24 protein-coding genes are annotated in these 24,451 nt (G+C 58.1%); 15 read left to right on the top strand and 9 right to left on the bottom strand.

What is annotated here, in order from left to right; all coding sequences use genetic code 11:
• Positions 1-213 precede the first annotated feature (213 nt).
• The 6 genes from H043_RS0117795 to H043_RS0117770 are packed head-to-tail and all read left to right on the top strand — an operon-like array spanning position 214 to position 6,271.
• Positions 214-3,132, top strand: a complete 2,919-nt coding sequence (locus H043_RS0117795) for a monovalent cation/H+ antiporter subunit A (RefSeq protein WP_027612970.1) — start codon at positions 214-216, stop codon at positions 3,130-3,132.
• Positions 3,132-3,476 (top strand): Na+/H+ antiporter subunit C, encoded by a 345-nt coding sequence (locus H043_RS0117790; RefSeq protein ID WP_003225953.1) that lies wholly within the window; start codon positions 3,132-3,134, stop codon positions 3,474-3,476. Before H043_RS0117795 ends, H043_RS0117790 begins: the two co-directional genes overlap by 1 nt.
• Entirely contained in the window at positions 3,473-5,152 is a 1,680-nt protein-coding gene (locus H043_RS0117785) for a monovalent cation/H+ antiporter subunit D (RefSeq protein ID WP_027612969.1), read from the top strand. Before H043_RS0117790 ends, H043_RS0117785 begins: the two co-directional genes overlap by 4 nt.
• On the top strand, positions 5,149-5,637 hold the full coding sequence (locus tag H043_RS0117780; RefSeq protein WP_027612968.1) for a Na+/H+ antiporter subunit E: 489 nt from the start codon (positions 5,149-5,151) through the stop codon (positions 5,635-5,637). The genes H043_RS0117785 and H043_RS0117780 overlap by 4 nt, the downstream gene beginning before the upstream one ends.
• Positions 5,634-5,912, top strand: coding sequence for a K+/H+ antiporter subunit F (locus H043_RS0117775; protein ID WP_003225959.1), 279 nt, complete (start codon positions 5,634-5,636; stop codon positions 5,910-5,912). Before H043_RS0117780 ends, H043_RS0117775 begins: the two co-directional genes overlap by 4 nt.
• Positions 5,909-6,271: a Na+/H+ antiporter subunit G gene (locus H043_RS0117770; protein ID WP_027612967.1), complete on the top strand. Its 363-nt coding sequence runs from the start codon at positions 5,909-5,911 to the stop codon at positions 6,269-6,271. Before H043_RS0117775 ends, H043_RS0117770 begins: the two co-directional genes overlap by 4 nt.
• 127 nt (positions 6,272-6,398) lie before the next feature.
• On the opposite strand, the gene H043_RS0117765 is transcribed toward H043_RS0117770, so the two are convergent.
• The gene (locus H043_RS0117765) at positions 6,399-6,839 is read right to left on the bottom strand and encodes a DUF3995 domain-containing protein (protein WP_027612966.1); all 441 of its coding nucleotides are present in this window, start codon (positions 6,837-6,839) and stop codon (positions 6,399-6,401) included.
• Positions 6,840-6,933: 94 nt separating this feature from the next.
• On the opposite strand from H043_RS0117765, the gene H043_RS0117760 reads away from it, so the two are divergent.
• Positions 6,934-7,323 (top strand): DUF2946 domain-containing protein, encoded by a 390-nt coding sequence (locus H043_RS0117760; protein WP_027612965.1) that lies wholly within the window; start codon positions 6,934-6,936, stop codon positions 7,321-7,323.
• Between the two features lie 92 nt (positions 7,324-7,415).
• A complete protein-coding gene (locus tag H043_RS0117755) occupies positions 7,416-9,548 on the top strand; it encodes a TonB-dependent siderophore receptor (RefSeq protein ID WP_027612964.1) in 2,133 nt (710 codons plus the stop codon).
• 139 nt (positions 9,549-9,687) lie between these two features.
• Here H043_RS0117755 and H043_RS0117750 read toward each other — a convergent pair whose 3' ends face one another.
• The 3 genes from H043_RS0117750 to H043_RS0117740 form a co-directional block, all read right to left on the bottom strand.
• A complete protein-coding gene (locus H043_RS0117750; RefSeq protein ID WP_027612963.1) occupies positions 9,688-10,704 on the bottom strand; it encodes an ABC transporter substrate-binding protein in 1,017 nt (338 codons plus the stop codon).
• Positions 10,705-10,832: 128 nt separating this feature from the next.
• Positions 10,833-11,030 carry a hypothetical protein gene (locus H043_RS0117745; protein WP_027612962.1) on the bottom strand — a complete coding sequence of 66 codons (198 nt, stop codon included), beginning with the start codon at positions 11,028-11,030 and terminating at the stop codon, positions 10,833-10,835.
• 8 nt (positions 11,031-11,038) lie between these two features.
• Complete coding sequence (locus H043_RS0117740) at positions 11,039-11,488, bottom strand: hypothetical protein (protein WP_166497420.1); 450 nt, start codon at positions 11,486-11,488, stop codon at positions 11,039-11,041.
• Between the two features lie 423 nt (positions 11,489-11,911).
• On the opposite strand from H043_RS0117740, the gene H043_RS0117735 reads away from it, so the two are divergent.
• Together H043_RS0117735 and H043_RS0117730 are read left to right on the top strand one after the other, a co-directional pair.
• Complete coding sequence (locus H043_RS0117735) at positions 11,912-12,187, top strand: hypothetical protein (RefSeq protein ID WP_027612961.1); 276 nt, start codon at positions 11,912-11,914, stop codon at positions 12,185-12,187.
• Positions 12,188-12,234: 47 nt separating this feature from the next.
• A complete protein-coding gene (locus tag H043_RS0117730) occupies positions 12,235-12,471 on the top strand; it encodes a DUF2789 family protein (protein WP_027612960.1) in 237 nt (78 codons plus the stop codon).
• A 6-nt stretch (positions 12,472-12,477) separates the two neighbouring features.
• Here the strand turns inward: H043_RS0117730 and H043_RS0117725 are convergent, their stop codons facing one another.
• The 3 genes from H043_RS0117725 to H043_RS0117715 all read right to left on the bottom strand — a co-directional run bounded on the left by H043_RS0117725 (position 12,478) and on the right by H043_RS0117715 (position 15,025).
• Complete coding sequence (locus H043_RS0117725) at positions 12,478-12,678, bottom strand: hypothetical protein (protein WP_007966907.1); 201 nt, start codon at positions 12,676-12,678, stop codon at positions 12,478-12,480.
• Positions 12,679-12,790: 112 nt separating this feature from the next.
• Positions 12,791-14,395, bottom strand: coding sequence for a methyl-accepting chemotaxis protein (locus H043_RS0117720; RefSeq protein WP_027612959.1), 1,605 nt, complete (start codon positions 14,393-14,395; stop codon positions 12,791-12,793).
• Positions 14,396-14,620: 225 nt separating this feature from the next.
• Positions 14,621-15,025, bottom strand: a complete 405-nt coding sequence (locus tag H043_RS0117715; RefSeq protein ID WP_003225981.1) for a TraR/DksA family transcriptional regulator — start codon at positions 15,023-15,025, stop codon at positions 14,621-14,623.
• Between the two features lie 414 nt (positions 15,026-15,439).
• Here H043_RS0117715 and H043_RS0117710 point away from each other — a divergent pair, with 414 nt between their 5' ends.
• The 3 genes from H043_RS0117710 (at position 15,440) to H043_RS0117700 (ending at position 18,124) form a co-directional block, all read left to right on the top strand.
• The gene (locus H043_RS0117710) at positions 15,440-16,348 is read left to right on the top strand and encodes a MurR/RpiR family transcriptional regulator (protein ID WP_027612958.1); all 909 of its coding nucleotides are present in this window, start codon (positions 15,440-15,442) and stop codon (positions 16,346-16,348) included.
• A gap of 61 nt (positions 16,349-16,409) precedes the next feature.
• Positions 16,410-17,015, top strand: a complete 606-nt coding sequence (locus H043_RS0117705; RefSeq protein WP_027612957.1) for a glutathione S-transferase — start codon at positions 16,410-16,412, stop codon at positions 17,013-17,015.
• A gap of 2 nt (positions 17,016-17,017) precedes the next feature.
• Positions 17,018-18,124, top strand: coding sequence for a DNA alkylation repair protein (locus tag H043_RS0117700; protein ID WP_027612956.1), 1,107 nt, complete (start codon positions 17,018-17,020; stop codon positions 18,122-18,124).
• A 685-nt stretch (positions 18,125-18,809) separates the two neighbouring features.
• Here the strand turns inward: H043_RS0117700 and H043_RS30715 are convergent.
• Both H043_RS30715 and H043_RS0117695 read right to left on the bottom strand, forming a co-directional pair.
• Positions 18,810-18,938, bottom strand: coding sequence for a hypothetical protein (locus H043_RS30715; RefSeq protein WP_256214295.1), 129 nt, complete (start codon positions 18,936-18,938; stop codon positions 18,810-18,812).
• Between the two features lie 103 nt (positions 18,939-19,041).
• Positions 19,042-19,734 (bottom strand): ImmA/IrrE family metallo-endopeptidase, encoded by a 693-nt coding sequence (locus H043_RS0117695; protein ID WP_027612955.1) that lies wholly within the window; start codon positions 19,732-19,734, stop codon positions 19,042-19,044.
• Positions 19,735-20,171: 437 nt separating this feature from the next.
• On the opposite strand from H043_RS0117695, the gene H043_RS0117690 reads away from it, so the two are divergent.
• Both H043_RS0117690 and H043_RS0117685 read left to right on the top strand, forming a co-directional pair.
• Positions 20,172-22,466, top strand: a complete 2,295-nt coding sequence (locus H043_RS0117690) for an AAA family ATPase (RefSeq protein ID WP_027612954.1) — start codon at positions 20,172-20,174, stop codon at positions 22,464-22,466.
• Positions 22,463-24,307: a UvrD-helicase domain-containing protein gene (locus tag H043_RS0117685; protein WP_027612953.1), complete on the top strand. Its 1,845-nt coding sequence runs from the start codon at positions 22,463-22,465 to the stop codon at positions 24,305-24,307. The genes H043_RS0117690 and H043_RS0117685 overlap by 4 nt, the downstream gene beginning before the upstream one ends.
• The last annotated feature ends 144 nt before the right edge of the window (positions 24,308-24,451 follow it).

Below are 24,451 nucleotides of genomic sequence, written 5' to 3'. Positions count from 1 at the left end.
CGCGAGCAGGCTCACTCCTACAATTGAAATGCGTTTCCCCTGTAGGAGTGAGCCTGCTCGCGATGAGGCCATTCCAAGCAATATCCATCTACCTGAAACAATGCCAAACAGAAAATTCCAGACTACTTTGTAGGATTCTGAGACATCCTGGCGTTTGGTAATCAGGGAGCTGGCACGTATGATGCTTCACAAACTTCCGCAGATTAGAAGCCTATGTCCCTGATAGTTCTACTGCTTCTGCCATTCATTGGCAGCTGTCTGGCAGCGGTGCTGCCACACAACGCGCGTAATACCGAATCCCTGTTGGCAGGTCTGGTCGCTTTGATCGGCACCGTGCAGGTCGCGCTGTTGTACCCGCAAATCGCCCACGGCGGGGTGATCCGCGAAGAATTCATGTGGCTGCCCAGCCTCGGTTTGAATTTCGTCCTGCGCATGGACGGCTTCGCCTGGTTGTTCTCGTTGCTGGTGCTGGGCATCGGCGCTCTGGTCTCTTTATATGCGCGTTATTACATGTCGCCGGACGACCCGGTGCCGCGCTTCTTCGCCTTTTTCCTGGCGTTCATGGGCGCCATGCTCGGGCTGGTGATCTCCGGCAACCTGATCCAGATCGTGTTCTTCTGGGAGCTGACCAGCCTCTTCTCGTTCCTGTTGATCGGCTACTGGCACCACCGCTCGGATGCCCGGCGTGGCGCTTATATGGCGCTGATGGTCACCGGTGCCGGGGGACTATGCCTGCTGGCGGGGGTCATGATCCTCGGCCATGTCGTTGGCAGCTATGACCTGGACAAGGTCCTGGCCGCCGGCGATCAGATTCGCGCACATGCCCTCTACCCTATCCTGCTTCCCCTCATCCTTATCGGCGCCCTCAGCAAAAGCGCGCAGTTCCCCTTCCATTTCTGGCTGCCGCACGCAATGGCGGCGCCCACCCCGGTTTCGGCTTATCTGCACTCGGCGACCATGGTCAAGGCCGGGGTGTTCCTGCTTGCGCGCCTGTGGCCGTCGCTGTCCGGCAGCGAAGAATGGTTTTACATCGTCAGCGGCGCCGGTGCGTGTACGTTGTTGCTCGGCGCCTACTGCGCAATGTTCCAGAACGATCTCAAGGGGCTGCTGGCCTACTCGACCATCAGCCACCTCGGGCTGATTACTCTTTTGCTGGGCCTGAACAGTCCGCTGGCAGCTGTTGCCGCGGTGTTCCACATTCTCAACCACGCGACCTTCAAGGCCTCGCTGTTCATGGCCGCGGGCATCATCGACCACGAAAGCGGTACCCGTGACATCCGCAAACTCAGCGGCCTGATCAAACTGATTCCGTTCACCGCGACATTGGCCATGGTCGCCAGCGCGTCGATGGCCGGCGTACCACTGCTCAACGGCTTCCTGTCGAAAGAAATGTTCTTCGCCGAAACCGTGTTCATCAACGCCACTGCGTGGGTCGAAGCAGCGTTGCCGATTGTCGCGACCATCGCCGGTACCTTCAGCGTCGCGTACTCGCTGCGCTTTACCGTCGACGTGTTTTTCGGCCCTACCGCCACCGACCTGCCGCACACCCCGCACGAACCGCCGCGCTGGATGCGTGCGCCAGTCGAGCTGCTGGTGTTCACCTGTCTGGTCGTCGGGATCTTCCCGGCGCAAGTGGTCGGCCCGCTGCTCGCGGCTGCCGCGCTGCCGGTGGTGGGCGGGACGCTGCCGGAATACAGCCTGGCGATCTGGCACGGTCTGAACGCGCCGATGATCATGAGCCTGATCGCCATGTCCGGCGGCATTGTGGTCTATCTGCTGCTGCGCAACCAGCTCAAGCGGGGCCGCTTCAAATACCCGCCGCTGGTGGGTCGCTTCAACGGCAAGCGCCTGTTCGAGCGCAGTCTGGTGCTGATGATGCGCATGGCCCGTCGGGTCGAACGCCGACTCGGCACCCGCCGCCTGCAAATGCAACTGTTCCTGATGGTCTTGGCGGCAGTGCTCGCCGGCCTGATCCCGATGTTGCACAGCAGCCTGAGCTGGGGCGACCGGCCGAAGATTCCGGGTTCGATCGTGTTCGTCACCCTGTGGCTGCTGGCAATCGCCTGCGCGCTCGGCGCCGCATGGCAGGCCAAGTATCACCGTCTCGCCGCCCTGACCATGGTCAGCGTCTGCGGGTTGATGACCTGCGTGACCTTCGTCTGGTTCTCGGCGCCGGATCTGGCCCTGACGCAACTGGCGGTGGAAGTGGTGACCACGGTGCTGATCCTGCTCGGTCTGCGCTGGCTGCCGCGACGCATCGAAGAAGTCTCGCCACTGCCGTCGAGCCTGCGCAAGGCCCGGTTGCGGCGCTTGCGCGACTTGCTGCTGTCGATTGCCGTCGGCGCCGGCATGGCGCTGTTGTCCTACGCGATGCTGACCCGGCAGACGCCCAACGACATTTCCTCGTTCTACCTCAGCCGGGCCATGCCCGAGGGCGGTGGCAGCAACGTGGTCAACGTGATGCTGGTGGACTTCCGCGGCTTCGACACCCTCGGTGAAATCACCGTGCTGGTGGCCGTGGCGCTGACCGTGTTCGCCCTGCTGCGCCGCTTCCGCCCGCCGAAAGAAAGCCTGCAACTGCCGGCCCAGCAACGCCTGCTCGCGCCGGACGTGGTCACCGATCTGGTCAACCCGCGCAGCGCCAGCGACACCGCACTCGGCTTCATGATGGTGCCAGCGGTGCTGGTGCGCTTGTTGCTGCCGATTGCGCTGGTGGTGTCGTGCTACCTGTTCATGCGCGGTCACAACCAGCCGGGCGGCGGTTTCGTCGCCGGACTGGTGATGTCGGTGGCGTTCATCCTGCAATACATGGTCGCCGGCACGCAGTGGGTCGAAGCGCAAATGAGCCTGCGACCGCTGCGCTGGATGGGCACCGGGCTGCTGTTCGCCACCGCCACCGGTCTCGGCGCGATGGCGGTCGGTTATCCGTTCCTGACCACCCACACCTGGCATTTCGCCTTGCCGCTGCTGGGCGAGATCCATATCGCCAGCGCGCTGTTCTTCGATATCGGCGTGTACGCCGTGGTCGTGGGCTCGACACTGCTGATCCTCACCGCCCTCGCCCACCAATCGGTGCGGGGTCACAAGACCGCATCGCTGCCCAAGTCCGTCGCCAGCAAAGGAGCCGTCTGATGGAAGAAGTCATCGCAATCGCCATCGGCGTGCTCGCCGCGTCCGGTGTGTGGCTGGTATTGCGGCCACGGACATTTCAGGTGGTCATGGGCCTGTGCCTGCTGTCCTACGCGGTCAACCTGTTCATCTTCAGCATGGGCAGCCTGTTCATCGGTAAAGAACCGGTGATCAAGGACGGCGTGACCCAGGACCTGCTGCACTACACCGATCCGCTGCCGCAGGCCCTGGTGCTGACCGCGATCGTCATCAGCTTCGCCATGACCGCGCTGTTCCTGGTGGTGCTGCTGGCGTCGCGGGGCCTGACCGGCACCGACCACGTCGACGGCCGGGAGCCCAAGGAATGATGGCGATGACTCACCTGATCGCCGCACCGATCCTGCTGCCGCTGCTGACCGCCGCCATCATGTTGATGCTCGGCGAAAAGCACCGACCGCTGAAGGCGAAAATCAATCTGTTCTCCAGCCTCGTCGGCCTGTTCATTTCGGTGATGCTGCTGCAGTGGACGCAAACCACCGGCGTGCCCGGTTCCATCGGCGTGTATCTGCCGGGCAACTGGCAGGCGCCGTTCGGCATCGTGCTGGTGGTCGATCGCCTGTCGGCCTTGATGCTGGTGCTGACCGGGATCATCGGCGTCAGCGCCCTGCTGTTTGCCATGGCGCGTTGGGATGGCGCCGGGTCGAGCTTCCACGCGTTGTTCCAGATTCAACTGATGGGTCTGTACGGCGCCTTCCTTACCGCCGACCTGTTCAACCTGTTCGTGTTCTTCGAAGTGCTGCTCGCGGCCTCTTATGGTCTGTTGCTGCACGGTTCGGGTCGGGCGCGGGTATCGTCGGGGCTGCATTACATCTCGATCAACCTGCTGGCCTCGTCGCTGTTTCTGATTGGCGCGGCGCTGATCTATGGCGTCACCGGTACGCTGAACATGGCCGATCTGGCGCTGAAGATTCCGCTGGTGCCGGAAGCCGACCGTGGCTTGCTGCATGCTGGCGCGGGGATTCTTGCGGTGGCGTTTCTGGCGAAGGCCGGCATGTGGCCGCTGAACTTCTGGCTGGTGCCGGCCTACTCCTCGGCCAGTGCGCCGGTGGCGGCGATGTTCGCGATCATGACCAAGGTCGGCGTCTACACCCTGCTGCGCCTGTGGACGCTGCTGTTCTCTGGGCAGGCCGGGGCTTCGGCGTTCTTCGGTGGCGACTGGCTGATCTACGGCGGCATGGCGACCATCGCCTGCGCGGCGCTGGCGATTCTGGCTGCACAACGTCTGGAGCGCATGGCCAGCCTGAGCATTCTGGTGTCGGCGGGGATTCTGTTGTCGGCGGTGGGTTTCGCCCAGCCAAACCTGATCGGCGCGGCGCTGTTCTATCTGGTCAGCTCGACCCTGGCACTGAGTGCGCTGTTCCTGCTGGCGGAGTTGATCGAGCGTTCGCGTTCGGCCAACGAAATCCCGCTGGAGGATGAAAGCGAGTTGCTGCCGCGTCCGCAGGAATCGCTGCAACCGCCCAAGGGCATCAATCTCGACGATGAACAGAAAGCCGTGGTCGGCCAGGTCATTCCGTGGACCATGGCGTTTCTCGGCCTGAGCTTCATCGCCTGCGCGCTGCTGATCATCGGCATGCCGCCGCTGTCCGGATTCATCGGCAAGCTCAACCTGATCGGTGCGCTGCTTAATCCGTTGGGGCTGGGTACTGATGCGCCGATCTCGAACGCTGCATGGGCGTTGCTGGCGTTGCTGATCCTCTCCGGGCTGGCCTCGTTGATGGCATTCGCGCGCATGGGCATCCAGCGTTTTTGGACGCCCGAGGAGCGTCCTTCGCCGCTGCTGCGCAAGCTCGAATGCGCACCGATCTTCCTGTTGCTGGGGCTGAGTATCGCGCTGACCTTCAAGGCCGAACCGCTGCTGCGTTACACCGAGGCCACCGCCGACGCGCTGAACAACCCGCAGCAATACGTGATGGCGGTGCTCGGCACCCGCGCCGTGCCCAGCCCTGAAGCCAAAGCGGCGATGCTGGAGGTGCAGCCATGAAGCGCGTATTTCCGGCTCCATTGCTGTCACTGGCGTTGTGGGTTTTGTGGCTGACGCTGAACCTCTCCGTCAGCCCGGGCAACCTGCTGCTCGGTGCAATCCTCGGGTTCGCCGCACCGTTGATGATGCGCAAGCTGCGCCCGAAACAGGTGCGCATCCGCCGTCCGCTGACGATTTTGCGCCTGTTCGTGATGGTCGGTCGTGACGTGATCCTCTCCAACCTGATCGTCGCCTGGGGCGTGATCAACGCCGGTCGCCGCCCGCCGCGCTCGCGCTTCGTCAAAGTGCCGCTGGACCTGCGCGACGCCAACGGTCTGGCGGCGCTGGCGATGATCTGCACCGTGGTGCCGGGCACCGTGTGGTCGGAGCTGGCGCTGGATCGCAGCATTCTGCTGCTGCATGTTTGGGATCTGGATGACGAGGCGCACTTCATCCACCACTTCAAGACTGCCTACGAGCAGCCGTTGATGGAGATTTTCGAATGAGCCCGTTGCTGTCGAACGCGATTCTGCTGACGCTGTTCCTGTTCTCGCTGGCGATGGTTCTGACCTTGATTCGCCTGTTCAAGGGGCCGTCGGCACAGGATCGGGTACTCGCGCTGGATTACCTGTACATCGTCGCCATGCTGATGATGCTGACCCTGGGCATTCGTTATTCCAGTGACACTTATTTCGAGGCGGCGCTGCTGATCGCGCTGTTCGGCTTCGTCGGCTCGTTTGCGCTGGCGAAATTCCTGCTGCGTGGCGAGGTGATCGAATGAATGCTGAATTGTCATTGTGGGTGGAGATTCCGGTGGCGATCCTGCTGGTGCTCAGCGGGGTGTTTGCACTGATTGGCGCGACCGGATTGCTGCGCATGAAGGATTACTTCCAGCGCATGCACCCGCCGGCGCTGGCCTCGACACTGGGCGCGTGGTGTGTGGCACTGGCGTCGATCATCTGTTTTTCGGCACTCAAGTCCGGGCCGGTGATGCATGCCTGGCTGATTCCGATTCTGTTGGCGATTACCGTGCCGGTGACTACGTTGCTGCTGGCGCGGGCGGCGTTGTTCCGCAAGCGCATGGCCGGGGATGATGTGCCGGCTGAGGTGAGTAGTCGCCGCACCGAGAGTGGTAGTTAGTTTCTACATCCAGGGTGTCTGAACTGGCCTCTTCGCGAGCAAGCCCGCTCCCACAGGGGAAATGCATTCCAAATGTGGGAGCGGGCTTGCTCGCGAAGAGGCCGGTACTGCCAACACATGAACCGGGTCAGACCCAAGCCACCGCCAACAACCCCGCCCCCAACGCCAGACACAGCGGCGAATACACCCAGGTATCCAGTCGCGCAAACCGCGACCCCTTCACTTCTTTGAAAAACCCCACCAGATTCGAATCGCCGATCGCCCGGGCGAACATCAATAACGCAATCGCACTGATCACCCATTGCAACGCCTTGTGATGCACCGCCGGCATGCCCCAGCCGACGCGCATGCACACCAGCGCGGCGATCACCAGTAATGCTGCCGCTACCAGCAAGGTGATCCAGCCTGACGGTTTGAACGCCGGTCGCACCGTCACCACCAGTCCTTGCACCGGCACTTGCGGTACCGCCGCCACCGCCGCCCACTGCCCACCCAGCGCCCAATACACGTGTACCAGGGCGATTGCCGCGAATATCGTCACCAGCCATTGAGCCAACACAAAGGTCATGGTCAAGAATCCTTTCGAGGGATTTGAACAAAACATCCTAGTCGGCATTTTTTGAAGTGCACGACCGATCAGCGGTACGGTAAAGTGCCGCCCCATGAAATTCACCCGTTCCGATCGCTCACTGCTGGCCTGGATGCTCTACTGCTGCGTCCTGTTCAACGTGTTCGCCTGCAGCATCGGTCACGGGCAAATGGTCGGGATGCAGCTCAACGGCATCGGCGGGCAGTTCTGTACGGTCGACCCGGCCACCCAAGCGCCACAGACCAGCAATCCCAGCGAAGAACAATTGCCGACCCTGTCCAAGGCGTTCGGCTGCCCGCTGTGCTCGGTCGGCGGCGGCATGGGTCCGGCGTTCAACTCCAGCCTGACCCTCGCGGTTCTGCCCGAGCAACACAGCCCGCCGCTGGCGCCCATCGTCAGTGCCGACCTTCCTGCCCGCTTCACCTGGCCTTCGGCCAACCCTCGCGCCCCGCCGCTCGCCTGAGTGTCTTTGCCTTTTTGATTTTTCAGCTCACTGCGCCAACGCGCGGCGTTCGCCTGTGCGCTGATTCCTAGACAAGCATTCAGGATTCAACAATGAAACATATTCCTCTGCTGGCGAGCCTGTGCGGCTGCCTGTCCCTTAACGCCTGGGCGCAATCCACCGTGGATCTGGCGCCGATCACCATCGACGGCGAATCCACCAGCGAACCAGGCCTGAGCCTCGATCAATCCAGCGGCATGGCCTCGCGCCTCGGCTTGAGCGTGCGCGACACACCGGCCTCGGTGGCCGTCGCCAACCGCAACGACATCGAACGCCACGGCGCACAAAACTTTCAGGACGCCGCCAACACCCTGCCTGGGGTCAATGCCAGCGCGCCGCCAGGCTTTGGCGGATTCGTCTCCTATCGCGGTTTCACCAGCAGCCAGATCACCCAGATGTTCAATGGCGTCACCGTCTCCGGCGGCCTCGCCCGGCCGGTGGATTCATGGATCTATGATCGAGTCGAACTGGTGGGCGGCCCATCTTCGCTGATCAACGGCGCAGGCTCGGTCGGCGGCTCGTTGAACTACGTGACCAAACTGGCGACCCGCGACGAACAAGCCGCCGAAGGTCGCGTCAGCTACGGCAGTTACGACACCACCGAAACCGCGTTCGGCCTCAACCACGCGCTGACCGACCCTAGCGCCGACGTGCAGCACTACGCGCGGCTCGATGTCAGCCACAACACCAGCAACGGCTACATCGACCGTCAGGAGCGCGATGCCTGGAGCGTGGCGTTCTCGTTGCTCAGCGACCTCACGCCGGATCTGTCGCACACCCTGGCCCTGGAATATCAGGACGAACACGAAGACAGCCCGTACTGGGGCACGCCGGTGCTCAACCCCAAAGCCGGCGAGTTGAAGATCGACAAACACAATCGCTTCAACAACTACAACGTCGATGACGGGCGCTACGAACAGCGCACGATCTGGGTGCGTTCGATCATCGATTACCGGATCAACGACAGCACCACTCTGCGCAATACGCTGTATCACCTCGACAGCCAACGCGACTACCGCAACCTCGAAACCTATCAGTACAACGCCGACAACACGGCGGTGAACCGCTCCACCGCCTATCAAGTGCGGCATCAGGGTGAGCAGAACGGCAACCAGTTCGAGCTGCGCCACGACAACACCCTGTTCGGCCTCGACACCACCTGGTCCGGCGGTTTCGAGTACAAGGTCAACCAGACCACCAACTCGCCGTTGAATATCAAAGGCGCAAGCACGGTGGATCCGAACAACTACCGTCCGGGGCATTTCTACGATATTCCCGGCACCAACCCGGCACTGATCAGCGACAAGACCAACGAGGTCACCACCAAGGCACTGTTCGTGGAAAACCGTCTGGCACTGACCGACAAACTGGCGTTGCTCACCGGCCTGCGTTACGACGACATCGACCTCGACGTGACCAACCACCGTACGGTGACAGCCGCCAACCCCAAACACCTCAAGCGCAGCTGGGAGCCGGTCACCGGGCGCGTCGGCCTGACCTACCAGTTCATCCCGTCGGCCAATGTCTACGTGCAATACAGTACCGCCGCCGAACAACCGAACGGCACGCAGGACTTCGATGTTTCCACCGGCAAGCAATGGGAAATCGGCAGCAAGTTCGACTACCTGAATGGCCGTGGCTCGGCGACAGTTGCCGCCTACACCATCGAGCGCAAGGACTTCGCTGTGACTGATCCGCTGGATCCGACCAGCAGCATCCCGGTAGGGCAGCAAACCTCGAAGGGCATCGAGATCGCCAGTTCCCTGCGGATTACCGACAAGCTGTTGGCCGAAGGCAACTTCGCCTGGGTCGATGCGCAGTACGATGACTTCACCGAAAAGAACGCCGCCGGTGCGGTGGTTTCACGCAAGGGCAATACACCGACCAACGTCCCGGATCGGGTCGGCAATCTATGGCTGACTTACGATTTTTCGCCGCAATGGCAAGCTGGGGTCGATGCGCGGTATGTGGCGTCGGTGTATGCGGACACGGCGAACACCATGACCGTGCCGTCGTACACGCTGTTCGGCAGCTTCCTCAGCTACAAGGTCGACTCGCACACCACCGTCACCGGCCGAGTGCGCAACCTGACCAACGAGGTGTATGCCGAGTTTGCGCATGTGTCGCCGGCTTACTATCTGGGTACGCCGCGCACCTTTGAGTTGGCGGTACAGACGAAGTTCTAAAAGCCTGAAAGCTTCGCGAGCAAGCCCGCTCCCACAGGAGAGCGCGTTCCAATTGTGGGAGTGAGACTGCCCCCACAGGACAGAGCGCTCCAATTGTGGGAGCGGGCTTGCTCGCGAAGAGGCCAGCAGTCTCAACTATCTATTTCAGATCAGCCGCCACCTTCTCCGCCACATCCTTCGGCACCCACGCCTGCCACACCTCCGGATGCGCCTTCATGAACGCCTCAGCCGCCTGCCGTGGTGCGGTGTGTTTCTCGCTCATCTCGGCCAACGCCTTGTTCAGCGGCTCGATCGGAAAATCCACCTTGCTGAAGAAATCCGCGATCTGCGGATACTGTTTCTGGAACGGCGTAGACACGCCAATCGACAGCTTCGATGCCAGCGAACGGGTCGGTTTCGGATTGGGGTTATCGGCATCGGTCAGGGTCTTCCACGCCTCGGCATCGAACGGTGGCTCTTCCAGCTGCACCAGTTTGAATTTGCCCAGCAATGGCGTCGGCGACCAGTAATAGAACAGCACCGGTTTGCCCCGACGGATCGAAGAGCTGATCTCGGCATCCAGCGCCGCGCCCGATCCACTGCGGAAATTGGTGTAATCGTCCTGCAGGCCGTAAGCGGTCAGCTTCTGCTTGTTCACCACTTCCGAGGTCCAGCCGATCGGGCTGTTGAGGAACCGACCCTTGCTCGGATTTTCCGGGTCCTTGAACACGTCCTTGTATTTCTTCAGATCACTGACACTGCGCAGGTCCGGCGCCAGTGGCTTGATGCCCTTGGCCGGGTCACCCTTGATCACATATTCCGGCACCCACCAGCCTTCAGTCGCACCCTTGACCGTATCGCCGAGACTGACGACCTTGCCCTCCGCTTCAGCCTTGACCCACACCGGACTGCGCCCGGCCCACTCTTCGCCAATGACCTGAATGTCATTGTTGGCCAGCGCGGTTTCCAGGGTGATGGTGGTGCCCGGCAATGTATCGGTCGGCAGGCCATAACCCTTCTCGACGATGATCCGCAGGACATCGGTGATCAGGCTGCCGCTTTCCCAGTTCAGGTCGGCAAAATGGATGGGCGTTTGCGCCGCCGTCACCGGTTGCGCCGATGTCAGCACACCGAACGTGACAACGCTGGCGGCCAGTAACCGTCGAAATCCTTTCATGCTTTTGCACCTCGTGCTGTTCACAGCAATAGCAGGATGGCCTGGCAGAAGACCGCAAGCCTCTGAATACTCAGTCAACTGACTGTAGCCGAGGTTCCTGCTTTTTCCGGGCCGCAATCCCGGCGAGGTTACGTTTCAGACTTTTCCTGCAAGCTTTGCAGCTCGCGTCTGACCATGCTGGCGTATTCCGCAGGCCGCAAGGTGTAGATCTGCGCTGCCACCCAGTTCAGCCATGCACCCTGCAATTCGGCTTTGGCGTTGAACAGGCGCAAGGCCTCCTCACGCGCACGGTCGAGGTTCTGCGAATGGAAGTCGGCGCGACTCACACCACCGATCACTCGCTGGCCTTGAACGTGATCAGTTCGCCCTTGCGCCACTTCGCCGCTTTACCGGTAACGGCTTTCAGGGTCTTGGTCAGGCCTTCCTGCAGTTGCTGGTGCGCGGCAAACACCGTCACCACGCTGTGGCCTTCCTTGAACAGGATCGCGTGGCCGTCCGCTGTATCGACAAAGGCGTAGTCGCCCAGGCCGTACACCGTGAGTTTGATTTCGCGAAAGCGGATGTCCATCTTGCCGCCTTCACGGCTGGGCAGCACGGCCGCGCTGAAATGATCGCCGACCTTGAGCTTGAGCCCCGGTTTGTCATCGACTACCAACGCACTTTCGGTGTCGATCTCGGCCACGTAAATGCCTTCGGCGTTCTGTTCGGTGATGTAAACAAAACGCGATTGAAACAGCTTGACCAGCTTTGCACGCAAATCACCCAACACGAACAAAGCATGCATATCGAGGTTACTGACTGCCAAAGAAACATCCCCACATCTGAAAAAGTACCCGGCGCCAAAACGCGCACGGCAAAAAAACGGCCAGGCCGATGCTGTTACCGAATGACTTCAGTACACCTGAAACAAGCGGAGCGCCCATACATCACAAGTTCGCAAGACTACTGGAAAGTCAGACGAGAAACTTGCCTCGATGTTCGCCAGGCCTTGAAGGAAAAATCTCCATTGAAGCGCAACGAAGACGGACTACAAACTTTAGGGAAAAAACTGACGAAAAAAAGCCCTTTTCCGACATATCGCCGGTAAAAAATTGCTTTAGATAGGCACCTGTCGCCAGCAGACACTGGCGATTCTAGAGCAGCGATGCTGCTTCCGACTACCCGAACCGACCTGTAACCGTCGGCTATCTCATGAAAAGGACTTCATATGTGCACTCTGACTCACTTTGCCCAGCCCTCCAAACCAGTCATGGATACGCCTTTCGTGCTGCACGGCACTGATTTGCCGGAACTTGCGCAATACGCACAAAGCGTTCAGACCCCACGATTTCAGGTGGTCCCGGCAGGTAACGCGTTCTTTCATATCAAGGAATCTTCCACCGGTCGTGTAAGAGGTTTCCGCGAAGACCATAACGAGGCGTGCGCCCTCGCCCGCTTGCTTGAATCACGGATCGAACTCTTGTCCAACGGCTGCCTCAGATAAAGAGCGAGCGACAGCGCCATTCCGGCACACGCAAAAAGGAGTACACGATGGAACTGCCTGCATATGATCTGAAAACCCTGTTCGACCAACTGGGCCTGCCATCGGAAAACGGGGCAATCGACGACTTCATCGAAGCGCATCCGCTGGACGCTAATACCAAACTGATCGATGCCGACTTCTGGACGCCACAACAGGCGCAACTGCTGAAGGAGTGGCTGCGCGCCGACGGCGAAGAAGCGGTGATGGTCGATGAATTGAACGTACGCCTGCACGACGGACGTTAATAAATGTCAGTGCAGGCTGTCGCCAGGCTCGGCCATCAGTTGCGCGAGCCAGGCAGCCTTGCACTCCTCCGCCTCGTCGCGACTGGCGAACGCGGTGCCACGCCGCTCACCATTGAGCAACACCACCCAGCAGACGCTCTGGCCCATCGCGCGCAATCCGGCGGGCACACCACTGCCAATCATCACCGCGACATCGACTCTGCACATACTGACCTCTCGACTTCATTAGCTACCTAACTAACGGCCATGTTAATGACTTCGTCGCAGAGGAAACAGCAACGCCCGTGCACAGATTCATTGCGCGAGCGGTAACAATCGATCAGCGCGGATTTTCCGGCTTGTAACCCAGGCGCAGACCGCCCCAATGCCGGCCCTTGACCATGATCGGCACCGACAAGTCGTGCATCAGCTCCCCGGTGTCACGGGTGTAGGTCTGCAGCAACACCGCCTGTTGATGGCTGCCGCAGCGGATCCCGGTGCGGTCGGCGAACTTGCGTTTGGTGCGGTTACCCACCGCGTCCACCTGCGCGTCACCGGTCAACGGCTGACTGAACGCCAGGTTGTGCGTCGGCACATAACCCTGCTGCGTGCAGGCGATGGCGAACACCAACCCCTCATGACGCGGCAGCAACGGCTCCTGGATCGCCGGCAGCACCTGATCGGTGTAGCGGTCGAAACGGGTCTGAAACTTCGCCGGCTGCGTCCCGGGAATCGGTTGATATTGACGGTCGAACAAATCCTCAAGACTGATCCGCCCCTGCTCGACATCCGCCTCGAACCGCGCCGCAATCTGACTCGCGCCCTCACGCGCCAGGTCATAGACGCGCTGGTGATAGTCATCCAGACCGACTTCGGCCAGACGCTCGCTGATGGTTTCCGCCTGCCCTTCCATCTGCACGGCGGCCTCGGCCAAGCGTCGGGTTTGCTGATCGCTGATCGCCAGATCACTGCGCATCTGCTCGATGGCCTTGAACAGGCTGTCGAGCTGCTCGCGATTGGTTTCCGCACCACGGGCGATTTCACCGACCTGAGTCTCTACGCCCGCCGCCAGCCGCGCGATGTTTTCCAGATGCTGGCCGGTGTTCTCGACCTGCTCGACGCCGGTCTGCAGATCACTGGACAGCTCGCGGATCTGCTCCACCACTTGCGCCGTACGCTGCTGAATGTCGGCAACCATCTCCCCGACCTCGCCGGTCGCCGAGGCAGTCCGCGCTGCCAGACCGCGCACCTCGTCCGCTACCACCGCAAATCCCCGACCATGCTCGCCCGCCCGCGCCGCTTCAATCGCCGCGTTCAGGGCCAGCAGATTGGTCTGGCTGGCGATCGACTGAATCACCAAAGTCACCCGTTGAATGTCGTCGCTGCGCAGACTCAGGGCTTCGATCAGCTCACGGCTAGCGTTGGCGCGTTGACTGAGTTGATGCATGCGCGCAATCGAATCCACCAGTTCGGTGCGCCCCGCCGCGCTGCTGTGATGCGCCTCGCTGGCGGCGTCCAGCGCTTCACGACTGAGCTGCGAAGTGGCGTGTTCAGTGGCGATCATCACTTCGGCGTTGCTGACAATCTGCGCCGCCGCGTCGAGTTGCGATTCGAGTTTGCTCGCCAGTTGCTTGACGGAAAACGCCACACCGGCGGCTGACAGCGCGTTATGACTGGTGGTGTAGGAAAGATCGCGGGTGAGTTCGGAAATCGCGCTACCGGCATCGACAGGCGCAGCATCAGGGGTGGCCCGCGAGCGCAGGCGCGGCAGCCAGACAATCAGCACCGCCAGCGGCAGGCCGATGTACAGCGACCATCCACCCAGCGTCATGCCGGCGAGCAACAGCATCAGGGCGATGCTTTGCAGGGTCGGAGCGATCCAGCGGTTTTTCGGCAACAGCACTGGTGCGGGCAAAGCCCCAACCAGAGATCCATCTCTCGTCATATCAACACCCCACGCATGTTCTCATTGTTGTGACTGCATTAAACGCCACTAGAACGCCATTATCCATGGTCCGTTAGTCGTGGAGTCTGCAGCAGGTCAATGGAACGACGCGCAAAATATCGCAGACGAGCAAAAGCAAAGATCGCAGCCCCGTCAGCTCGTGGAGGAGCTGCCGAAGGCTGCGATCTTTTGCAGGCGCCCCCCATTCAGGGGGCAGCCATGGAATCAGGCCTGACGCTGGTGCTTGTCGATCTGCTCGTGACGCTCTTGAGCTTCGATGCAGTACTTGGTGGTCGGGCTGATCAGCAGGCGTTTCAGGCCGATGGCCTCGCCGCTGTCGTCGCACCAGCCAAAACTGTCTTCCTTGATGCGCTCAAGGGCTTGTTCCAGTTGCGGCAGCATGCGCTGGTCGCGATCGATCGCGTTCACCAGCCAGGTGCGCTCTTCTTCAACCGAAGCCGCGTCCGCCGGGTCGGCCGGAGTGTCCAGGCTTTCGATGGCGATACGGTTTTGCTCAATGCGCTCGTGGGTTTCGACTTTCATGTTCTGCAACAGCTCAGTGAAGAAAGCGTGTTGCTCGGCATTCATGTAGTCATCTGCCGGCATGGCCAGCAACTTGTCCTTTGTCATTGATATCTCTATAAAAAAACGTGCATTAAGGCGAAATAGGGAGCGTTCCGGCGAACCGTGTCCGGTCGACGAAAAGGCATCGTTTATTGCAAACGCCACCCGGCACTCAATTTACGAAGGGGCGGCAGTCTAAGGCCCGTTTGAGGCCTCAGCAACTGTAAATACCGGGAATTTGTCCGACAACAGCCGTAAACGGGTCTGACACAGGCTTCATGGCGGTCATCGGAGTGCGTTTATAGCAAGAAATTCAGTCGAGCGGCTGTATATAGAAGACAAACGGCTAACCGCTGGTGCCTCATCGCGAATTTTTCTTCTCCCGGTGCATCGTTTCAGCCAAGCAGAACCCCAAAAGCCCTCCTAACATCAGGCACATCCCAGCACTTTGTGTGATTTGATCAGCCTGAAGGAAGACTTATGCCCCGCCCCGATCTGCCGGCCAACGACGAGCGCCCCCTCGCCAGCCTCCCGATCAATGCCGAGCGTCTGCTGCAACTGATCACCGACGAATACGACACCCTGCCGCGCCAACTCAAGCGCATCGCCAGCTACATGAGCCAGCAAAGCGACCGGATCATGGTCGATCGCATCAGCGACATCGCCCGGGAATGCGAGGTGCATCCGTCCGCCATCGTGCGTTTCTCGCAGCGCTTCGGTTTCAGCGGCTTCAGCGAAATGCAGGCGCTGTTCCGCGCCGCCTACACCCACAAAGCCTCGCCGGTGCACAACTACCAGCAACGCATCCGCAGCATGATCGCCAACCAGTCGCAGCAGGCCAGCGACGGCGACCTAGCCCGCGAGTGCATCGACGCCACCCGCTCCGGCATCGAACGCCTGGGGCGCGAACTCGACGACGTCGCGTTCGAAAAAGCCGTCGACCTGATCGTCAACGCCGACAACATCTATGTCGTCGGCGTGCGCCGCTCCTTCGCCGTCGCCGACTACCTCGTTTACAACTTGCAACACACTCACAAGCGCATTCACCTGGTTTCCGGACTGGGCGGCAGTTATCGCGAGCAGATGCGCAGCGTGCGTAGCGGTGATTTAGTCATCGCCATCAGCTTCACCCCCTACGCCAAGGAAACCCAGCACTGCCTGCGCTACGCCCGGCAACAACAGGCCAACACCCTGATCCTCACCGACAGCCACCTCTCGCCTTTGGCCAAAAACGCCAACAGCCTGCTGCTGGTGAATGAGGGCAGCGCACTGGCGTTCCGTTCGCTGAGTGCGACGTTGTGTTTGTGTCAGGCGCTGTTCGTGGCGGTGGCGTATCGACTGGAATTGAATGTGGACGAGATTCACGAACAAGCCGGTTTTGACGACTGACATTTGCCTCAGGCTCGGCTAGGTTATGCCTTCCCACCGGTTCGACTTGAAGGAACGCGTCATGAAACTGATCGGCATGCTGGACTCCCCCTACGTGCGCCGCGTGGCGATCTCCGCCAAACGCCTCGGCATCGACCTCGAACATGAATCGGTCTCGGTGTTCCGCCACTTCGAGCAATTCCAGCAGATCAACCCGGTGGTCAAGGCGCCCACGCTGATCCTCGACGACGGCGTGGTCCTGATGGACTCCACTCTCATCCTCGACTACCTCGAAGCCGCCAGCGGCAAAAGCCTGCTGCCGAGCGACCTAAAACAACGCGCCCACGCCCTGCGCCTGATCGGCCTCAGCCTCGCCGCCTGCGAAAAAGCCGTGCAGCTCTACTACGAACGCAACCTGCGCCCGGCCGACATTCAATATCAAACGTGGGTCGAGCGCGTCGAAGGTCAACTCGCCGCCGCCTTCACCGCCCTCGAACAGGAACTGGAAAAAACCGGCCTGCCCACCGACGGCACCCTCACTCAGGCCGGCATCAGCCTCGCCGTCGCCTGGAGCTTCACCGACCTCGTCGTCCCCGACCAGATCGACACCCGCCGCTACCCGCACATCGCCCAATACACCGCGTACGCCGAAACCCTCGAAGCGTTCGTCAGCACCCCGATGACCTGACCATGAGCAGCACCGACACCGCCGCCCCGGCGTTAAAGGAAATCTTCAACGCCGAACGCCTGCAACACATCGCCAGCGAAATGAGCGCCGTGTACCCGGCGTTCAAGGCAAAGGCGTTTCTCAAGCACGCCAACCAAGGGTTGGCGGAATTGTCGGTGATGCAACGCATGGCCCGCGTCAGCGAAAGCCTGCACGCCGTGCTGCCACTGGACTACGAAGATTCCCTCGCAGTCCTGCGCGAACTCGCCCCCCGCCTCAACAGCGGATTCGTCAGCATGTGCCTGCCGCACTACGTCGCCAGCTACGGCAGCCACGCTTTCGAGACCTCGATGCAAGCACTGAAATACTTCACCACCTTCGGCTCCTCCGAATTCGCCATCCGCCACTTCCTGCGCAGCGACCTCGAACGCTCGCTGGAACACATGCACGACTGGACCCAAGACCAAAACCACCACGTCCGCCGCCTAGCCAGCGAAGGCACCCGCCCCCGCCTGCCCTGGTCGTTCCGCCTGGAAACCGTGCAAGCCAACCCGCAACTGGCCGCCGGAATCCTCGATCGGTTGAAAGCCGACGAGAGTTTGTACGTACGCAAATCCGTGGCGAACCATCTGAACGACGTGACCAAGGAACATCCGGAATGGGTGCTGGACACAATTGAAGGCTGGCCGCTGGAGAACAAACACACGGCGTGGATTGCCAAGCATGCGCTGCGCAGCTTGATCAAACAGGGCGATTTGCGCGCGCTGACGGTGATTGGTGCGGGGGCCAAGGCTGAGGTTGAGTTGCTGGATGTGCGGGTTGAACCGGCGGTGGTGAGGTTGGGTGAGGCGATTACGTTGTCGTTTACGGTGAAGTCGACGGTGGCGCATGAACAGCGGTTGGTGATTGATTATGCGATTGACTATGTGAAGGCGAATGGCGGGATTTCGGGGAAGGTGTTCAAGTTGAAGACGGTGGTGTTGGCGGGGTTTGGGGAGATGGTTGTGGGGAGGCGGCAGGTGATTCGGGATTTTACGACGCGGAAGCATTTTTTGGGGCGGCATGGGGTTAGGGTTTTGGTTAATGGGGAGGTTTTGGGGAGTGGTGCGTTTGAGATTGTTGCTGATTGATACTGCTAATAGATTCCGTTGATATGACGGGACTTGGACTGATAGGAAGTTACGGATGGGGCTGCTTTCGGCCAGAAGCGGCCGTCTGTGAGCCGCAGCTTTCGGCCAGAAACAGACTTTCAACGCTAGAATTAAGCGGATGGTAACTCGTCCAACTGGATGAATGATTAGGGCGCATTCCAGTCAATTGTGATGTCACCTGTGTTAACGAAGAGAGCGACCTCCGCAATCGAAAACTGGGTGCCTCCCATTGCGGTCACTGAATGCCAGTAGCTGTATTGCCAAATTTCTGGCAGTACGTAGACGCAGCTTCCATGAGCACACGCAAAATATTTTCCCGTCTGAATATATCTGTTGAGCGCATCGCCCCCAAAGATACTAGCTGACCGCTACGAAGGTGAAAAAGTTGAGCAAGGCAAGCACTAACGTGGGTACAAAACCCACCGTGCTCGATTCGACAAACTATCGAAGGTGAGATGCGATTTCATGAGACCGAATTACTGAACACACGAACCCTTGGGTCCGGTTATACGACCCTGATTGCGTCCAAAAACCTAGACGCCCCCCCTATTCTGGTTGGAACTTATCTTCTCTTGAGACTGGGACTGCTTTTTTCTGAGAAATAAATCATTCTCCTTTTTCAATGACAAAAGCTACCATTACAGTAGCTTCTGCCAGCGACAACTTATTTTTTTGAAGATTTGCTAGGTTTCAAGTCGGGATTGTTTCCTTGCGTGTCTTTATTATCACGACGACGCTTGTCAACTTCACCGGTTGATTTAGCGATTGGTTTTGGGCCTGGTTTAAGCGCCATATGCTTTCTCCTTAACGTTGATATTGATTGTGGTTTTTGCACTTATCAATTTCTCATAAAATAAATTTCCCCTTTGCCCTCCTACCAAGGTTGATTCTTAATTCTATGGCCAGCGCACCAAATTCAATTCCTTGATTCGAACCGCCATGGCACTGTCAGATACTCTGAATTGCTGAGCCAATGAATTGATTGCCTTGCCGTTGAATCTGGTACAGCGAGCCAAAGCTATTTCTCGGTCGAGTGAATTTTGCGAGGCATAAAGAAGGGAATTTGGATCGTTAGCGTTCAGGTGAAAACAACTGACGTCGTTAAAATGAAACTGCCCCTTGCATCCAAACTTGCTTTCAAACTGAGCAATCACAAGCTTAGGGGGCATAAGGAAACACGCTGCGAAATAATCCGCTTCGCGCTCAATCAGAGGTTTGGTCGATAGTGAGTGATAGCCGCCTATCGGCCGGTCCCTATGCATAATTTTTTGCTCATGAAGCAGGAAATGGCCTATCTCATGAGCAGCTGTGAAACGGCGTTCATGTAACGGGAATTCGGTAGAGATTGCGATTTTTCCAGAGCGCCGATCAAATATCCCAGCTGCTTGGAATTTCTGACCTTGTGGAGCAAATCTTGTAGAACCAAGGGTCGGGAACTCCAGATACGTCAGTCCCAACAGTGAAGCCGCAACTGCGGGATCTAGCATGCTTAATAGTGGAGGTTGTCCGCCGGGCCACAGAGTTTCCTTGTGTGCCCAAAGGCCTTCGTGAACCCAATGCGCTGCTTCTTGGATGTATTCTCGATCCATTTCGCCACCACCACATATTGTGCCATAACAAAAAATAACCACAATATGTATGATATTCAACCATCTCGCCGTCAGATTTGGATCCAGCTGACGAACGGCGTTGAGTAGGTCAAGCTCATGAGCAAACCACTATGCAGACGGTTTCAGGGATCGAGCCTTCCGGAAATAATCAAAATGGCCACGGATTTATTTTTTCGCTGATTTTGGTATTGGGAGTGGATTGGTTGAGTGGGTGGAGCCGGGGCCGGTGAGTTAAAGCGTAGGTTGGGAAGCCTCTGAAACCGGATACGGGCAAGTTTCCACAAGTCCGCTTTCGGCCAATATCAGTCGTTCTGGGCTGCAAAAATGAACCTGTCTCCGTCTTCTCTCTTGATTGTTGTAGGCACCTAGCTACATTGATAGCAAATTGATATTCCTCAGGCTTTCAAGGACGACCCATGCGCATCCAGCACGTAGAGATATCGAACTTCCGAAAGCTGCTTTCTGTGCGAATTGACTTCGCTAACGAGACCACACTGCTCGTAGGTGCAAACAACAGCGGAAAATCCTCCGCCATGCTGGCACTAAGAAGATTTTTGGTTTCGAAGGCTTCTGCTTTTCGGCTCCAGGATCTGACTCTTTGTCATCTCGCCAAGCTGGACGAAATTGGGAAGGAGTGGGAAAACCCGCCAGCAGACTTTGAAATTCCTGCAGCCAAGGACTGGGCCGACTGGCTCCCCAGTCTGGATATCTGGGTCTCGGCAGATCAAGGAGAGTTCCACTTCATCCGCGATCTCATTCCCAGCTTTGAGTGGCGCGGGGGGCTTGTGGGAATGCGCTTTCTGCTTGAACCAGATGATATGAATACGTTGTACACGGACTATCGCAAGGAGCGCGCGAGGGTTGCAGAGCTTGAGGACGCTCTAGGGATGGAAGACCCGCCTGGTAGCCCGCTGACACTATGGCCGCAGAGCCTTCATGATTATTTGAACCGTCGACTGGGAGATAAATTCAAGATTCGGTGGTACCGCCTAGATCCAAAACAACTTGAGAAACCTGACAAGTCGACTCGAATGGCGCAAATGCAGCAACTGAGCCCTACTGCCCTGCCCTTGGAAAGTAATCCTCTCAGCGGATTAATTCGAGTACATGAAATTAATGCACAACGGGGATTCGGCGACCATTCGGACGACAATCAAAGCGATAGCACTAGACCCAGTGGCGCTCGAAAACTCTCGGAACAGCTCAGATCCTATTACTCCCGACACCTTGATCCAGGTGACAGCCCCGATATCTCAGATCTCGAAGCTTTGCGGGCGATAGAAGCAGCCCAGTCGGCATTCGATACGAAACTTGGTAGCAGCTTCGAACCCGCTATTAGAGAGGTCGAGGGATTGGGCTACCCAGGCCGAAATGACCCACGTATCAAAGTCGCAAGTCGCTTGGCAACAACTGACGGCATGAACCATGAAGCGGCCGTGCTGTTTGAGTTGGATTCAATCCAGGGCGCCCCTGGAGCACCTCCACTTCACTTGCCAGAGACCGCTAACGGATTGGGATATCAAAACCTGATATCCATGATTTTCCGGCTGATGAGCTTCAGGGACGAATGGCTGAGAAAAACCAGGGCCGCCAGCACGGAAGTAATAGACCGCGTCGAGCCCATCCACCTCGTACTTATTGAAGAGCCTGAAGCCCATCTTCATGTTCAAGTGCAACAAGTGTTCGTGCGGCACGCCTACCAAGTTCTTTGTCGAGACGCTTTGCTTGAACGCTACCCAAATCTGAAAACTCAGCTTTTGGTGAGCACGCACTCCAGCCATGTAACACATGAAGTGGAGTACCAGAACCTTAGGTATTTCAGGCGACTCCCAGCTGGGATGTATGACATTGGTGTACCGGTGTCGACGGTTTCTAATCTCTCTAACGTGTTCGGCGAGGGAACAAAGACGAAGGAGTTCGTAACCAGGTATCTGCGGGCACAGCATGCGGACATATTCTTCGCTGATGCCGTCATCATGGTAGAGGGTTCAGCAGAGCGAATGATGCTGCCGCATTTTTTGCGAAATAAGTTTCCATTCCTTGACCGCTGCTACATCACAACCCTCGATATCGGTGGCAGCCACGCGCACCGGCTAAGGCCTTTAATTGACGCCCTGGGCATCCTCACGCTGGTTATTACAGACCTCGATGCAGGGCTAAACAAAGCTGCAGTACCGGTGCAAAGAAACGCAGATCAGATTACGAACAATCCGACATTGCGGAGCTGGATGAAGCTGATGCATCTGGGCAGCACAGTGGATGAGCTTCTTGAGCTGCCAGCGAACAAAAAAGAGCACCAAATCGACGACCTATACTCGGTACGCGTTGCCTATCAAACTCCTATTTCCACTCACCTTCCCGCTACTGGTGAAGCAATACAAGTTCTTCCAAATACCTTTGAAGACAGCTTTGTGCTTAGCAACGTCCGTCACTTTGCGGAAAAAACAGGGAGCACTGGTCTGATGAAAGCTTTCTTCAAAGTTTTAAATGAATCGCAAACATCTGAAGGCGTCGGGAAAGGGCTTTTCAACGAACTACGCGAAGGAAAGAAGGCAGAGTTTGTCCTGCTCGTGTTGGGGGATAAAAACTTTTCCAACCTCGAAATCCCCGTATATATCAGTGACGGCCTCAACTGGCTTGAGTCCAAATTGCGAAGCAAACAAAAAGAGCTGCTGGTAATTCCGCCCGAGGGCGCGGAGGTGACGCCATGAGCGAAGCAGCTGCTGCAGATGCAGACACAATTATGCAGGCTTGCCTGAATCTGGCAGACCCAAAGAGTTTTTTTCTTTACGCAGGTGCTGGCTCAGGAAAAACCTATTCACTCGTCGAGGCTATCCGCGAACTCAAAAGTCGCGAGCGAGAACGCCTGACGTTCGAAGGCCGGCGCATTGCGGTGATCACTTACACAAACGCAGCCTGCGACGAGATTCTTCGGAGGTTAGAATTTGACCCACTAGTGGAAGTCTCGACTATTCACGCGTTCGCATGGTGCTTAATCCAAGGATTCGACAACGAGATCAGAGAGTGGCTAAGGATCAAACTTCCCAAAGACATCGAAAAGATCGAGGGTGAGCTAGCACGCTCGAGAGGCGACAACAAAACCTCTCGAGCAAACAGACGGAAGCTACAAAGCAAGATACGCAGACTTGAGAATCTCGACGAGATTACGAAGTTCATCTACAGCCCCACTGGCGACAACAGAGAGCGACAAGCACTCAATCACGATGAAGTCATCAAGTTAACTGCGGCATTCGTTTCTGAACGCCCGTTGCTGGATGTTCTCGTAGACCGTTACCCAGTTGTATTGATCGACGAAAGTCAGGATACCCACGCTCCAGTAATGGAGGCTTTTCTGAAAGTCCAGCAATTGGCGAAGACTCGCTTCTGCTTGGGGCTACTGGGCGACACTATGCAACAGATTTACGGCCATGGAGTAACGCGCCTTGATAAAGCGATACCGGGTGACTGGCTGAAACCTGAAAAGATCGTTAATCGCCGCTGCCCTCGTAGGGTTGTAGAACTTATCAACGTGATTCGAAGCACTGCAGACACTCATCAGCAGACCCCCATGCCTGATGCCATTGAAGGTTTAGTGCGCATGTACTGCATTAGCGAAAGCCAACAGGCACCGAATCTTGAGGAAGGAATCGCTCATTCAATGGCTGCACTCACCGGCGACGGAGAATGGGCTACCGGCCCTGAAGGCCGGAAGACCTTGATCCTCGAACATAAGATGGCTGGACGGCGAATGGGGTTCGAGAAATTGTTCACGCCCTTACATGCGGTTGAGCACCTTCAAACAGGCTTGCTGGATGGAACCCTCCCTGCACTTCGCGTTTTCAGCGAAGGCGTTCTTCCCATCCTCAACGCTAAAAATGATCACTTCCTCCTGCTTGAAGCCGTACGCTCTCGTTCTCCCTTGCTGAGCAAGGAAGTTATGCAATCAACAGGAGATCAATCGGCCCATATGCAGCGCGTGGAGAACGCGACACGAGCTCTGCTCTCTCTTTACGAAAGAAGCGATCCAACACTGAGCGAGGTCGCAACGCTTCTGCTGCAAACCCAACTGCTTGATGTCCCTGAAAATCTGGTTGGGGCAATGGTGTTAGGAGCTCCTGGTGAGGCTCCAGATCCTGAAGATACGAACGCGATGACCAACTACGCATACCAGCAATTTCTGGAGCGTCCATTTTCGGAGCTGGCAGCCTTTGCGAGTTATGCGGATGGCCTTTCAGCCTACGGCACACATCAAGGAGTGAAGGGGCTGGAGTTTCCACGAGTCATGGTCGTCATCAACGATGAGGAGGCAGGCGGCTTCTTATTCAGCTACGACAAACTGCTGGGTGTAAAAGAACCAACAAAGACTGACCGGGACAACGAGCGTGACGGCAAGGACAACGCACTAGCACGTACGCGTAGGCTGCTTTACGTGACATGTAGTCGGGCTGAAAAGAGCCTGGCGATTGTCGTATACACACCCCAGCCTGCACTCGCCAAGCAAAACGTTGTTGCTGCTGGCTGGCTTAAGGAGAGCGAGGTCGAAATCCTGTGAGACCTTCTTCTTAGGATTGAATCGCCCGAGTTGCGTAGACGCTCCCGGGTCTCACAGCGAGGCTATATGAGCGAGCCACTTTGTCTGAGCAGGCCTTCCGCCAAGGTCTGCTTTTGGCTGTGGATTCAACCGGTCGACGCAACA

Origin of the sequence: Pseudomonas sp. URIL14HWK12:I6, assembly GCF_000514195.1 — a bacterium.
In the GTDB taxonomy this organism is placed as follows: Bacteria; Pseudomonadota; Gammaproteobacteria; order Pseudomonadales; family Pseudomonadaceae; genus Aquipseudomonas; species Aquipseudomonas putida_A.
Note: the sequence above shows the minus strand (reverse complement) of the source record. Positions and strands in the feature narration are given on the sequence as shown.